Here is a 12,731-nt window from a genome sequence, read left to right as displayed (position 1 = left end):
AGCTCTTCAGCAATCTCGCAGGCAGCCCCGCCCCCTGTAGGAGCGAGCTTGTCTCGCGAGCTCTTCAGCAATCTCGCAGATAGCCCACAGCTCGCGAGGCAAGCTCGCTCCTACAGGTTAATTTGGTTGATGTTGTGGCTTTCAAGGCCTGAACGCCGCCCGATACTCCCCCGGCGTCCCCCCCAGGGTCTGTTTGAACCGGTTGGCGAAGTGGCTGGCGCTGGCAAAGCCGCAGGCCAGTGCAATGTCACCCAGCCCCATCGCGCTGTTGCGCAGCAAATCCCGGGCGCGAGCCAGGCGGCGCGCCAGCAGATACTGGTGAGGCGGCACGCCGAAACTCTGGCGAAACATGCGGGCAAAGTGGTAAGGCGACAATGCGCAGTGCGCGGCCAGTTGGCCAATGTTCAACGGCTCGGCCAGCTGCTGCTCAATCATGTCCACCAACTGGCGCCGTTGATACGCCGCCAGCCCGCCCTTGAGTTGCAGCCCGCTGCGCATCCCCACCTGACTGAGCAACGCATGATCGAGCAACTCGCTGGCCAGGCTGCTGGTGAGCAGGCGTTCGCCGGGTTCGCTCCAGTTCAGCTGGATCAACTGATGAAAGCGCCGGGTTTGTTGTTCGTCATCGAAAAAGGTGATTTCGCGCAGTTGCAGCTCGCGAGGTTCGCGGTCGAGCAATGTCACGCAACCCAGGGCGAATTGCTCCTGGCTGACATACACATGGGCCAGGCGAATGGCGCCATTGATCACCCAGGCCGACTGATGATCGGCAGGCAGCACGCAGAGTTTGCCCGGCGCACCCGTTGCCCCCGGCTGCTCCCGGCGAAAGGTCCCGGTGCCGCCCGAGATGTAGCACGACAGGGTGTGGTGAGTCGGCGCCTGATAGTCGCGGGCATCGTGATGGTTGGTCCACAAGGCTGCGGCCATACCGTCACCGAGCTCGGCACTGTGCTCCAGACGGGCATTGGGCGAGCGGCTCATGGATTGAAAAACTTGCAGGGTATCGAATGCAGACATGGTGATTACTCCAACCCTTCGCATCCTACTCCGTCGCATCAGCGCTGCCAGCCCCGGGGCCACAAAAGCGCAAGAATCTGCAAGTGCGCCCCGGCATTGCATCGCAGACTGCAAGCCATCTCCAGGAGCTTGCCATGAACCTATCCCTGTACTTGTTGACCGTGTTGATCTGGGGCACGACCTGGATCGCCCTCAAACTGCAATTGGGGGTGGTGGCCATACCGGTGTCCATCGTCTATCGCTTTGGCCTGGCGGCACTGGTGCTGTTCGCGGTGTTGTTGCTGACGCGTCGGCTGCAAACCATGAACCGGCGCGGGCATCTGATTTGCCTGGCGCAGGGCCTGTGTCTGTTCTGCGTCAACTTCATGTGCTTTTTGACCGCCAGTCAGTGGCTGACCACAGGCTTGATCGCCGTGGTGTTTTCCACCGCCACGCTGTGGAACGCGCTGAACGCGCGGATCTTCTTCAAGCAGAAAATCGCCCGCAACGTAATCGCCGGAGGTGCACTGGGGTTGTTCGGGTTGGGGCTGCTGTTCTGGCCGGAGTTGAGCGGGCATACCGCGACCCCGCAGATCCTGCTGGGGCTGGGGCTGGCATTGATCGGCACCCTGTGTTTTTCGGCGGGCAACATGCTGTCGAGCCTGCAGCAAAAAGCCGGGCTCAAACCGCTGACCACTAACGCCTGGGGCATGCTCTATGGCGCCGGCATGCTGGCGCTGTACTGCGCCTTCAGCGGCATTGCGTTCACCATGGAATGGAACGCCCGTTACATCGGCTCGTTGTTGTACCTGGTGATCCCGGGTTCGGTGATAGGTTTCACCGCCTACCTGACCCTGGTCGGGCGCATGGGCCCGGAGCGGGCAGCGTACTGCACGGTATTGTTTCCGCTGGTGGCACTCAATGTGTCGGCGTTTGCCGAGGGCTATCAGTGGACAGCACCGGCACTGGCCGGTCTGGTACTGGTGATGCTGGGCAATGTGCTGGTGTTTCGCAAACCCCGGGTGGTACCTATGGCCGCAAAGCTGGCCTGAACCCCGAACACCGCCCCCCTGTAGGAGCGAGCTTGCTCGCGAGCTGTTCCAAAAGCTCGCGAGCAAGCTCGCTCCTACAGGATCAGATCAGGATCAGATCAGGATCAGATCAGTGCCGTATCAGCCTTTAAAGACCTGCGGGTTCACCAGATCCTGCGGGCGTTCGCCCAGCAGGGCACTGCGCAGGTTGTCCAGAGCACGATTGGCCATGGCTTCCCGGGTTTCATGGGTCGCCGAGCCGATGTGCGGCAAGGTCACGGCGTTTTTCAACGCAAACAACGGTGACTCTGCCAGCGGCTCTTTCTCATACACATCCAGTCCCGCGCCGCGAATCGTACCGTTTTGCAGGGCTTCGATCAGCGCCGGTTCATCCACCACCGGACCACGGGAGATATTCACCAGAATCGCGCTTTTCTTCATCAGCCCCAGCTCGCGCCGGCTGATCAGGTGTCTGGTTTTTTCGCTCAGCGGTACCACCAGGCACACGAAATCGGCTTCGGCCAGCAACTGGTCCAGGCTGCGGAACTGCGCCCCCAGCTCTTGCTCAACGGCAGTCTTGCGGCTGTTGCCGCTGTAGAGGATGGGCATGTTGAACCCCAGGCGACCACGACGGGCGATGGCCGCGCCGATATTGCCCATACCCACAATGCCCAGGGTCTTGCCATGTACGTCGCTGCCAAACAACGCAGGCGGTACGCTGGCCTGCCATTGCCCGGCCTTGGTCCATGCATCCAGTTCCGCCACCCGGCGGGCGCTGCTCATGATCAGGGTGAAACCCAGGTCAGCGGTGCTTTCGGTGAGCACGTCCGGGGTGTTGGTCAGCATGATCCCGCGTTCGTTGAAGTAGTCGACATCGTAGTTGTCGTAGCCCACCGATACGCTGGAGACCACTTCCAGTTGCCTGGCGTTCTCCAGTTGCTTGCGCCCCAGCTTGCGGCCCACGCCGATCAAACCGTGGGCGTGGGGCAGGGCTTCATCGAACTGGGCATTGAGATCGCCCAGCTTGGGATCGGGCACGATGACGTTGAAATCCTGTTGCAGGCGCTCGACCATCCGGGGGGTGACACGGCTGAAGGCAAGTACGGTTTTCTTGGTGCTGGAAAGGCTCATCTGAACAAGACTCATCGGCTGTCGGGAATGTAAGCACGCTAACATTCCCGCCGTTCATCCGCCAATACCTGAAGGTTTCAACTGTCAGCTATAGGTCGCCAGCTCAGTCTGATGGGCTGCCAGAATCTCCGGCAACGACCCGCGCATGTACTCCACCCAGGTTTTGATCTTCGCATCCAGGTACTGGCGCGAGGGGTAGATGGCGTACAGGTTCAGCTCCTGGGAACGGTACTTGGGCAGCATGCGCACCAGGGTGCCGTTGCGCAGACCTTCGATGGCCGCATACACCGGCAAAATACCGACGCCCATGCCGCTGGTAATGGCGGTTTTCATCGCATCGGCCGAGTTGACCAGAAACGGCGAGGAGTTGATCAAGACCATCTCCTGACCTTCCGGCCCTTCGAATACCCATTTATCCAGCGCGATCACCGGGCTTACCAGGCGCAGGCAGGCGTGGTTGAGCAGGTCGCCGGGCTTGTCCGCGGTGCCATTGGTTTTCACGTAGCCGGGGGAGGCGCAGACGATGCTGTAGGTGATGCCCAGACGTTGCGAAACAAACCCGGAATCCGGCAGCTCGCTGGCGAGCACGATGGACACGTCGTAGCCCTCGTTGAGCAAGTCCGGCACGCGGTTGGCCAGGGTCAGGTCGAAGGTCACATCAGGATGGGTCTTGCGATAACGGGCGATGGCGTCGATCACATAGTGCTGACCGATGCCGGTCATGGTGTGCACCTTGAGCTGGCCGGCCGGGCGCGAGTGGGCGTCACTGGCCTCGGCTTCGGCTTCTTCGACATAGGCCAGGATCTGCTCGCAGCGCAACAAATAACGTTTGCCGGCTTCGGTCAGGGCGATGCGTCGGGTGGTGCGGTTGAGCAGGCGGGTTTGCAGGTGGGCCTCAAGGTTGGAGACCGCGCGCGAGACGTTGGCCGTGGTGGTATCCAGCATGGCAGCCGCGGCGGTGAAACTTCCGGCTTCGGCTACGCAACTGAAGGCGCGCATGTTTTGCAAAGTGTCCATGGAGTGCTCTCAAGTAGGGGCAACGACAACAAGCAGCGACAAATTGTGACACGAAGTTTCAGCGTTTACTGGCAGGTTTGCATAAGACCAACGGATTATCCCAAGAATGGTAATAAAGATTCACATTAATGCCAGCTTATCGCTGCACCTGCCAGAGCCTAGAATTGTGTTCTTCAGTTTTATCCCTCCTTTCTCCCTCAGGTATTTGCAGCAGTGCAACGTCGCATCAGCAGAGAGCTTAAAGCCCTCAGTGTTCTGGCTTTATCGTTGGCATTAAACGGCTGCATCAGCTTCGGTGGTATCGGTCCAAAAGACACGATGCTCGCCGCTAATACTCTGGTCACCGACGAGGCCATTGAAAACGCCGCGCAAGACGCCAACTGGCCCAAGGCTCAATGGTGGCACGCTTATGGCGACCCGCAACTGGATGCCTGGATCAGCCTTGCAGTGCAGGGTAGTCCAACCATGGCCATGGCTGCCGCCCGTGTGCGTCAGGCCCGGGCCATGGCCGGGATCGCCGAGTCGGCGCAGTCGCTGCAGATCAATGGCGACTCGACGCTCAAACGCCACAACTGGCCGTCTGACCAATTCTATGGCCCCGGTGAGCTGGACAATTCCACCACCTGGGACAACAACGCGGCATTGGGCTTCAGTTTTTCCCTCGACCTGTGGGGCCGCGACAGCAACACCACCGAACAGGCCGTGGACATGGCGCACATGAGCGTCGCCGAAGCGCGCCAGGCGCAACTTGAATTGCAGAACAACGTGATTCGCGCCTATATCCAGTTGTCCCTGCACTTTGCCCAGCTCGATATCATCGAGTCGACCCTGCATCAGCAAGAGCAGATCCTCGATCTGGCGCAAAAGCGTCTGGACGGCGGCATCGGCACGCATTTCGAAGTCAGCCAGGCGCAAGCCCCGCTGCCCGAAATCCATCGCCAGATCGACGCCCGGGAAGAAGAAATCGCCCTCACCCGCAACCAGCTGGCCGCCCTGGCGGGCAAAGGCCCGGGGGAGGGTGCTCGTCTCAAGCGGCCGGTGCTGGCGCTCAATACTGCACTCAAACTGCCTTCCAGGCTGCCGGCCGAACTGCTGGGCCAGCGTCCGGACGTGGTGGCCAGCCGCTGGGAAGTGGCGGCCCAGGCCCGTGGCATTGACGTGGCCCATGCCGACTTCTATCCCAACGTCGACCTGGTGGCCAGTCTTGGCTTCATGGCCACCGGTGGCGGCGCCCTGGAGTTTCTGAGCGCGAAAAAACTCAACTACAACGTCGGCCCGGCGATTTCGCTGCCGATCTTTGATGGCGGCCGCCTGCGCTCGCAACTGGGTGTGGCTGCCAGCGGTTATGACATGGCCACAGCCAAGTACAACCAGACCCTGGTCACTGCGCTCAAGGGCATTTCCGATCAGTTGATCAAGCGCGAGTCCATGGACAAGCAGCAGGTGTTCGCCGCCGAGTCGGTTGCGGCAGCACAAAAAACCTATGACATCGCCATGCTTGCCTATCAGCGCGGCCTTACCGACTACCTCAACGTTCTCAACGCGCAAACCCTGCTGTTCCGTCAACAGCAAGTGCAGCAGCAGGTCCAGGCCGCACGCCTGGTTGCCCATGCCGAGTTGGTGACAGCGCTGGGTGGCGGCCTTGGTGCCGGCAGCGATGTGCCGAAACAAGATCGTTACGTGCCCGACAAACCGCCAGCTGTCATGGCTCCGTTTGTACATTGATGCTCAACCCCGAGAGCCTGTAAATGAACCACTTGCCCGCCCCGGTACGCTGGCTGTATTCCCTGGAATGGCGCCGTGGCTTCTATGACTGGGCGCGCAGCGATGGCGTGACCTGGGTGCACATTTTCAAAGTATTGGTCGCGGCCTTTTTGACCCTGTGGCTGGCCATGCGCCTTGAACTGCCACAGCCACGCACCGCGATGATCACCGTATTTATCGTGATGCAACCGCAAAGTGGCCAGGTGTTCGCCAAAAGTTTTTACCGGTTTTTGGGCACCCTGACCGGCTCGGCGGTGATGGTCGCGCTGATCGCTTTGTTCGCTCAGAACACCGTCTTGTTCCTCGGCTCGCTGGCGATCTGGGTCGGCATCTGCTCGGCCGGTGCGGCCCGTTGCCGTAACTTCCGGGCCTATGGTTTTGTCCTGGCCGGTTACACCGCAGCGATGGTCGGCCTGCCCGCACTGGCCCATCCCGATGGCGCCTTTATGGCCGCGGTCTGGCGAGTGCTGGAAATCTCCCTGGGCATCCTCTGTTCTACGGTGGTCAGTGCTGCGATCTTGCCCAAGACCGCAGGCGCGGCCATGCATGACGCGCTGTACAAACGCTTTGGGGTCTTCGCCGGTTTTGTGGCTGAAGGCCTGCGGGGGCAGTCCTCGCAAGAGGAGTATGAAGCCAGCAACGTGCGTTTTATCGCCGAGAGTGTTGGCCTGGAAGGCATGCGCAGCGTAACGGTGTTTGAAGACCCGCACATGCGTCGTCGCAGTGGCCGTTTGAGTCGTTTGAACAGTGAGTTCATGGCCATCACCACCCGCTTCAATGCTCTGCACCAATTGCTTGCGCGTCTTCGTAGCCGCGGTGTGGTGCAGGTGGTATCGGCCATCGAACCGGAACTGGAATTGCTCGCGCAGTTGCTCGAGACCTACGCCGGGCGCTCGTTGACGGACAAGGACGCGGTGCTGCTGGCCGAGCAGCTGGAGACATTCAAGGCCGGCCTGCCGGGGCATGTGCGTGCACTGCGGGTGAGCTTCCTTGAAACCGATCCGGGCCCTTCGGATTTCCTGGACTTCAACACGGCCTATGAACTGTTGTTCCGCTTTGTTGACGACCTGCACAACTACGCACAGACCCACGCCTCGCTGGTTGATCACACCCACGAGCGGGAGCGTTGGGACCAACCCTTCATCTCGCAAACCAACTGGTGGTCGGCGGCCGCCTCGGGGATTCGGGCAGCGTTCATTCTGGTGGTGCTCGGCACCTACTGGGTGATGACGGCCTGGCCCAGCGGCGCCACCATGACCCTGATTGCCGCTGCTACCGTGGGGTTGTCCGCAGCCACCCCCAACCCCAAACGCATGGCGTTCCAGATGGCCTGCGGCACCTTTATCGGTGCGTTGGTGGGCTTTGTCGAAATGTTCTTCGTACTGCCCCGCATCGACGGTTTCCCGCTGTTGTGCCTGGTACTGGCGCCGGTGATCATATTTGGCTCGTTCCTCACCTCGCGGGCCAAATACGCCGGGGTAGGCCTGGGCTTGCTGATCTTTTTCAGTACCGGCTCGGTTCCGGACAACCTGACGATCTACAACCCGTACCAGTTCATCAATGACTACATCGCGATGGTGCTGGGCATGCTGGTCTGCGCGGCAGCGGGGGCGATCATTCTGCCGCCCAACAGCCGCTGGTTATGGAGCCGTCTGGAGCAGGACCTGCGCGAGCAGGTGGTGTACGCCATCAGCGGCAAGTTGCGCGGCCTGGGTTCCAGCCTGGAAAGCCGTACCCGCGACCTGATGCACCAGGCCTATGGTCTGGCTGCCGGTCAGCCCAAGGTGCAGCGCCAATTGTTGCGCTGGATGTTTGTGGTGCTGGAAGTCGGCCACGCGATCATCGAGTTGCGCAAGGAGCAGGCAATTCTGCCTGTGCATCCGGCCTACGCCGAGTCTCAGCCATGGCGGCAGGCCATCCGGGTGATGGGCCGGGCGCTGGTGCGTCTGTTCATCGCGCCCAGTAACAGCAACCTTGAACGTGCACTGATTGCGGTTGATCACGCCATCGGCCGGGTTCAGGCCACCGATGAACCTTTCGCCCGTAACTTTGATACCTCGGCGCTGGTCCGGGTGCAGAGCTACCTGCACTTTATCCGTACCTCTCTGCTTGATCCGCAATCGCCGCTGGCGGCCTACGCCCGGCCGCAAGGAACTGAACATGCCTCGTGAAATCGCCTTCCACGGCGTCTACATGCCCAGTATGACCCTGATGTTTTTTATCGCGGCGGGGTTGGCATGGGGGTTTGACCGACTGATTTCCGGTTACGACCTGTACCGCTTCTTCTGGCACCCGGCGCTGCTGCGCCTGAGCCTGTTTGCTTGTCTTTTTGGCGCCATGGCGCTCACTGTTTACCGTTGAGACCGATCCGATGAAAAAGTTTTTCAGCCTGCTTGCCACCTTGCTGGTTCTGGCCCTTGCCATATGGATCGGCCGCACCCTCTGGGAGCATTACATGAATACCCCCTGGACCCGTGATGGTCGGGTGCGGGCCGACATTATCAACGTCGCTGCCGACGTTAACGGCTACGTGGTCGGGGTACCGGTCAAGGACAACCAGTTGGTGAAAAAGGGCGACGTTCTGCTGGAAATCGACCCCGAGCACTACCAGATCATGGTCAAGCAGGCGCAATCACTGGTGGCGTCCCGCAAGGCCACCTGGGAGATGCGCAAGGTCAATGCCCATCGCCGGGCAGACATGGACAGCATGGTGATCTCCCGCGAGAACCGCGACGACGCCAGCAACATCGCCGACTCGGCCCTGGCCGATTACCAGCACGCCCTGGCCCAGCTGGACGCGGCGCAACTGGACCTCAAGCGGACCAAGGTACTGGCTACGGTGGACGGTTACGTGACCAACCTCAATGTGCATCGCGGTGACTATGCACGGGTCGGCGATCCGAAAATGGCGGTGATCGACATGGACTCGTTCTGGGTTTATGGCTTCTTCGAAGAAACCAAACTGCCGCACATTCGCGTGGGCGACAAAGCCGACCTGCAGATGATGAGCGGCGAAGTATTGAAGGGCCATGTTGAAAGCATTTCCCGGGGCATCTACGACCGCGACAACCCCGAGAGCCGGGAGCTGGTGGCCGACGTTAACCCTACATTCAACTGGGTGCGCCTGGCGCAGCGGGTACCGGTGCGGATCCACATCGACGAAATCCCCGACGGCTTCCTGCTGGCAGCGGGCACCACCTGCACGGTGATCGTGCAGCAGGATGCAGCAGCGCAATAATGTTTTTTTGTGGGAGCTGGCTTGCCAGCTCCCACAGGGCCTGCCCGGGGTATCAATCCGCGCTGAAGGTCTCATGCAAATGGCGCCACAGCACCTTGGCACTGGCGTCCTTTTCAAACACCACGGTGGCGCGTCGATCGGTACGGTTGCCGTTGTGTTCCTCTTGCAACTCGCGGTAGCTGACCACCGCGCCGTCCCTATACAGGGCGATGCCCTTGAAGTCACTCAGGGTGATCTTCAGCCCCGGACGGGCACCGCGCAGCTGTTCAAACAGCGCCTCTACAGCGTTTGCATCCAGCTCTTTGCCGCTGGGTGTGATCATCGAAAACTGCTCTGAAAAACGCCCGAGCAAGGTGGGCAGCACCCCAGGCTCAAGTCCGGAAAACCAGCCTTCAATCTCGACGTGGGTTTCGGTTACAAGGTCGAAGTAGCGCGAATAGTCAGTCATCAATTTCTCTTCGGTCAGGGTGCCAGCAACGCCAGCACGCGTGGGGTATTGAGGCGTAACACTGCAAACAGCGGCAACAGGGTCAACGCGGCGCCGATGGCAAAGCATAGGGCAAAGGCGCGGGGCGTCGAGGTGAGCGCGGTCAAAGCCGCGAACAGGCCCATCATCAACGCCGGGCCGAGCAGAAAACTCAACTGCCGGTTGATATTCCACAGCGCGCTGGCATGGCCCATGCGCTGGGCACTGACATCAATAAACGCGGTGTTTTGCGCGGTACTGCTGCACAGGCTGCCGCCAAAGCCCATGAGTCCGTACAGCGCCATCGTCTGCCATGTGCTTGATGCATCCACCTGGATCAACAGCGCAATACCCGCTGCCTGGGCCGTCATGCCCAGCAGGAGCAGGGGTTTTGGCCCGAGGTGATTGAATTGATAGCGGCTCAGGCTAATGCCCAGGGCCGAGGCCAGTGCCCACGGCAGCATCAGGGCCCCGGTCTGCGCGGGGCTTAAACCCGATTGATGAAAATACAAAATACTCACCAGCTGGGTGCCGATAAAAATCCCGGGGATGAACAGATAAGTGAGCATCGCCACCCGCAACAACGGGCTTTTCAGCAAGCCCCCCATGCTCCGGGCTCCGGTTGCCAGGCTGTGGTAATTCAGCGTCGGGCGTGGGGTCGGGGGCGACTCTGATTTGAGCCAGCAGCCGGCCAGCAACAGCGCCAGTAACGCCAGCGGCAAGTTGGCATAAAACACCCAGCGCCATGACCATGCCTCCACGATCCGCCCACCCAGGGTCGGCGACAGCGCGGGCACCAACAACGCCACCAGCAAAATCATCGAGGTCAGGCGAGCCCGTTCGCGTACGGGGAAATGCCGATAGACCATGGCCTGGCCGACCGGAATCAATAACCCGCCGCCCAGCCCCTGCAGCAGGCGCCAGCCAATCAGCGCCTCAATCGAGCCTGCCTGCGCCACGCCCCATGACGCGAGGCTGAACAGCAAGAGCGAGGCCATGATCAGGCGCTTTTCGCCAAACACTGCCGCCAGCCACACGCCGGGGATGATGACCAGGGTCAGGCCGAGCATGTAGGCATTGCCGACCCAGCCCAGCTGGCTGACCGAAGCCTGCAGTTGCTGGCTGATGTCGGGGTAGGCAATGGCGGCGGCGAACATGTTCAGCAGATCCAGTGCGAAGCCCAGTAAATACACCAGGGCGATTTTGTTGCGATAGGCCATGACCGGCTCCTTGATTGCGCCGGGCACAGTAGGCTGCTTTTGCGATTGGAGGAACGGCGTCCGGGCTGCTAGATTGTCAAAATTATTTTGACAATGGACGGTATTCAGCATGGTCAGCCTCGATCGATTCGACACCTTCAAAGCTGTGGTCGAAGCCGGCTCCCTGACCGCCGCCGCCGATTTGCTGGGCCAAACCCGCGCGGTGGTGAGCTTTAACATCAAGCGGCTGGAGGCCGAGCTGGGGGTGACCCTGCTGACGCGCAACACCCGGCGGCTGGCGCTGACCGAGGCCGGCGAGCGTTTTTATCTGCACTGCCTGAGCATGCTGGAAGCCGCGCAACTGGCGATAGACGAAGCCCGCAGCGAACACACCGAGCTCAAGGGCACATTACGCATTACCACCACTGTGGAATATGCACTGGCCAAGGTGGTGCCGGCGCTGGAGCTGTTTCGCGACCTGCACCGCGATCTCAAGGTGCAGTTGTCCACTTCATCGACCCACGCAGACTTGATCTCCGAGCGTTTTGACGTGGCCCTGCGGCTCGGCCGGGTGGTGGACTCCAGCCATCGGGCCGTGCAATTGAGTACTTTCGCTATTCTGCCCGTGGCCTCACCGGCATTTGTCGCCAGCGTGGCGCCCATCGACTCCGTGCATGCCCTTGAGCAGACCCCGTGGCTGGAGCACGGGCGGGTCGGGGAGTTGAGTATCAGCCATGTCGGCCATGCAGCGACTCAGGCCTATCAACCCAACCCCGCCAGGGCGCGGATCAAGGCCGACAATTCCTCGGTGTTACGCGCCTTTGCCCTGACCGGGCAGGGCGTGGCGATCCTGCCCGACTGGCTGATCGAAGACGACTTGCGCACCGGCCGCCTGATTCACCTGCTGCCTGAATGGCAACTGACCCGCCAGGGGGTGTACGCCCTGTATCCCGATACCCGCCATCTGCCGCTCAAAGTGCGGGTGTTTATCGATTTCATGAAACACCAGAGCTAAAAAACGGCAGGCGCGAGCCTCTAAAGCTCGCTCCTACAGGTGACAGTTCTTCAGTTCCCGGTATTTAACCCGAACCGCTTCATGAGGATTTTTTGCAGCAGGCAGCCCGGCAGCAACGCGGCCAGCAGCGGCAGGGCACGGCTGCCATTGCCGTAACGCAATAGCGCCGGCGGCCTGGTTTTTTGCGTGGCGTTGAACACCGCTTCGGCAAGCGCTGCCACCGGCGTCGGCTTGTCTTGTGAAGCCCTGGCGCGAGCGCGGATACCTTCACGCATCGGCCACCAGGGCGAATCCTGGGCAATCAGCACTTCAGCCTCGGCGCAGGCATTGCTGGCGAACGAGGTATCGATGGCGCCGGGCTGTACTTCCAGCACGCGAATGCCAAAGGGTGCCAGTTCCATGCGCAGGGCATCGCTCAGGGCGTGCACGGCGGCTTTCGAGGCGCAGTAGGCTCCGGCAAACGGAGTGACCAGCACCCCGGAAACGCTGCCTATGTTCACCACCAGTCCGTTGTTGCGGCGCAATGCCGGAAACAGGGCACGGGTGACGCCGACCACGGAAAAAACATTGGTTTCAAACTGGCGCTGCATGCCCTCGACGCCGGCATCGAGCACCGGACCCATGGCGCCATAACCGGCGTTGTTGATCAGCATGTCCAGACCGTCATCGGCCAGACGTTCGGCCAGGAGCGCCAGCGCTGGCGGATCATTCACATCCAGTTGCACCGCGTTAAACCCGGCCGTGGCCAGTCGGGCCACATCTTGCGGTTTGCGGGCACAGGCCCAGACCTCATGGCCGGCCTTGTGGAAGACATCGGCCAGCGCGCGGCCAATGCCACTGGAACAACCGGTGATCAAGACACGGGGCATCAAAA

12 protein-coding genes are annotated in these 12,731 nt (G+C 61.0%); 6 read left to right on the top strand and 6 right to left on the bottom strand.

All coding sequences use genetic code 11. The features are described from left to right. Window positions 1-141: 141 nt before the first annotated feature. Window positions 142-1,017 carry a helix-turn-helix domain-containing protein gene (locus FEZ21_RS21625; RefSeq protein WP_003440011.1) on the bottom strand — a complete coding sequence of 292 codons (876 nt, stop codon included), beginning with the start codon at window positions 1,015-1,017 and terminating at the stop codon, window positions 142-144. A 134-nt stretch (window positions 1,018-1,151) separates the two neighbouring features. On the opposite strand from FEZ21_RS21625, the gene FEZ21_RS21620 reads away from it, so the two are divergent. Continuing rightward, window positions 1,152-2,048 carry a DMT family transporter gene (locus FEZ21_RS21620; RefSeq protein ID WP_160628378.1) on the top strand — a complete coding sequence of 299 codons (897 nt, stop codon included), beginning with the start codon at window positions 1,152-1,154 and terminating at the stop codon, window positions 2,046-2,048. A gap of 120 nt (window positions 2,049-2,168) precedes the next feature. On the opposite strand, the gene FEZ21_RS21615 is transcribed toward FEZ21_RS21620, so the two are convergent. After that, on the bottom strand, window positions 2,169-3,158 hold the full coding sequence (locus FEZ21_RS21615) for a D-glycerate dehydrogenase (protein WP_003440015.1): 990 nt from the start codon (window positions 3,156-3,158) through the stop codon (window positions 2,169-2,171). An 84-nt stretch (window positions 3,159-3,242) separates the two neighbouring features. Next, window positions 3,243-4,175: a LysR family transcriptional regulator gene (locus FEZ21_RS21610; protein WP_003440018.1), complete on the bottom strand. Its 933-nt coding sequence runs from the start codon at window positions 4,173-4,175 to the stop codon at window positions 3,243-3,245. Between the two features lie 213 nt (window positions 4,176-4,388). On the opposite strand from FEZ21_RS21610, the gene FEZ21_RS21605 reads away from it, so the two are divergent. Genes FEZ21_RS21605 through FEZ21_RS21590 form a run of 4 tightly spaced genes read left to right on the top strand, consistent with a single transcriptional unit; the run spans window position 4,389 to window position 9,177 of the window. Beyond that, a complete protein-coding gene (locus FEZ21_RS21605; RefSeq protein ID WP_003440021.1) occupies window positions 4,389-5,900 on the top strand; it encodes an efflux transporter outer membrane subunit in 1,512 nt (503 codons plus the stop codon). Between the two features lie 23 nt (window positions 5,901-5,923). Continuing rightward, a complete protein-coding gene (locus FEZ21_RS21600) occupies window positions 5,924-8,110 on the top strand; it encodes an FUSC family protein (protein ID WP_003440023.1) in 2,187 nt (728 codons plus the stop codon). Next, window positions 8,100-8,300, top strand: coding sequence for a DUF1656 domain-containing protein (locus FEZ21_RS21595; RefSeq protein WP_003440024.1), 201 nt, complete (start codon window positions 8,100-8,102; stop codon window positions 8,298-8,300). Before FEZ21_RS21600 ends, FEZ21_RS21595 begins: the two co-directional genes overlap by 11 nt. Before the next feature lie 10 nt (window positions 8,301-8,310). Beyond that, complete coding sequence (locus FEZ21_RS21590) at window positions 8,311-9,177, top strand: HlyD family secretion protein (protein ID WP_003440026.1); 867 nt, start codon at window positions 8,311-8,313, stop codon at window positions 9,175-9,177. Between the two features lie 52 nt (window positions 9,178-9,229). Here FEZ21_RS21590 and FEZ21_RS21585 read toward each other — a convergent pair whose 3' ends face one another. Both FEZ21_RS21585 and FEZ21_RS21580 read right to left on the bottom strand, forming a co-directional pair. Next, window positions 9,230-9,625, bottom strand: a complete 396-nt coding sequence (locus tag FEZ21_RS21585; RefSeq protein ID WP_160628376.1) for a DUF4440 domain-containing protein — start codon at window positions 9,623-9,625, stop codon at window positions 9,230-9,232. Window positions 9,626-9,639: 14 nt separating this feature from the next. Continuing rightward, the gene (locus tag FEZ21_RS21580) at window positions 9,640-10,863 is read right to left on the bottom strand and encodes an MFS transporter (RefSeq protein WP_160628374.1); all 1,224 of its coding nucleotides are present in this window, start codon (window positions 10,861-10,863) and stop codon (window positions 9,640-9,642) included. A gap of 109 nt (window positions 10,864-10,972) precedes the next feature. On the opposite strand from FEZ21_RS21580, the gene FEZ21_RS21575 reads away from it, so the two are divergent. Beyond that, a complete protein-coding gene (locus tag FEZ21_RS21575; protein ID WP_003440032.1) occupies window positions 10,973-11,857 on the top strand; it encodes a LysR family transcriptional regulator in 885 nt (294 codons plus the stop codon). 50 nt (window positions 11,858-11,907) lie between these two features. On the opposite strand, the gene FEZ21_RS21570 is transcribed toward FEZ21_RS21575, so the two are convergent. Further along, window positions 11,908-12,726: an SDR family oxidoreductase gene (locus FEZ21_RS21570; RefSeq protein WP_003440057.1), complete on the bottom strand. Its 819-nt coding sequence runs from the start codon at window positions 12,724-12,726 to the stop codon at window positions 11,908-11,910. Between the last annotated feature and the right edge of the window lie 5 nt (window positions 12,727-12,731).

Origin of the sequence: Pseudomonas sp. 9.1(2019), from assembly GCF_009910445.1 — a bacterium.
Taxonomy (GTDB): Bacteria; Pseudomonadota; Gammaproteobacteria; order Pseudomonadales; family Pseudomonadaceae; genus Aquipseudomonas; species Aquipseudomonas paraversuta.
This window is presented reverse-complemented; position numbering and strand designations above follow the sequence as displayed.

What these genes read in the sequence shown, in the direction of transcription:
- FEZ21_RS21625 (WP_003440011.1), bottom strand. Translation starts at nt 1,017, where the DNA reads ATGTCTGCATTCGATACCCTGCAAGTTTTTCAATCCATGAGCCGCTCG.
- FEZ21_RS21620 (WP_160628378.1), top strand. Translation starts at nt 1,152, where the DNA reads ATGAACCTATCCCTGTACTTGTTGACCGTGTTGATCTGGGGCACGACC.
- FEZ21_RS21615 (WP_003440015.1), bottom strand. Translation starts at nt 3,158, where the DNA reads ATGAGCCTTTCCAGCACCAAGAAAACCGTACTTGCCTTCAGCCGTGTC.
- FEZ21_RS21610 (WP_003440018.1), bottom strand. Translation starts at nt 4,175, where the DNA reads ATGGACACTTTGCAAAACATGCGCGCCTTCAGTTGCGTAGCCGAAGCC.
- FEZ21_RS21600 (WP_003440023.1), top strand. Translation starts at nt 5,924, where the DNA reads ATGAACCACTTGCCCGCCCCGGTACGCTGGCTGTATTCCCTGGAATGG.
- FEZ21_RS21595 (WP_003440024.1), top strand. Translation starts at nt 8,100, where the DNA reads ATGCCTCGTGAAATCGCCTTCCACGGCGTCTACATGCCCAGTATGACC.
- FEZ21_RS21590 (WP_003440026.1), top strand. Translation starts at nt 8,311, where the DNA reads ATGAAAAAGTTTTTCAGCCTGCTTGCCACCTTGCTGGTTCTGGCCCTT.
- FEZ21_RS21585 (WP_160628376.1), bottom strand. Translation starts at nt 9,625, where the DNA reads ATGACTGACTATTCGCGCTACTTCGACCTTGTAACCGAAACCCACGTC.
- FEZ21_RS21580 (WP_160628374.1), bottom strand. Translation starts at nt 10,863, where the DNA reads ATGGCCTATCGCAACAAAATCGCCCTGGTGTATTTACTGGGCTTCGCA.
- FEZ21_RS21575 (WP_003440032.1), top strand. Translation starts at nt 10,973, where the DNA reads ATGGTCAGCCTCGATCGATTCGACACCTTCAAAGCTGTGGTCGAAGCC.
- FEZ21_RS21570 (WP_003440057.1), bottom strand. Translation starts at nt 12,726, where the DNA reads ATGCCCCGTGTCTTGATCACCGGTTGTTCCAGTGGCATTGGCCGCGCG.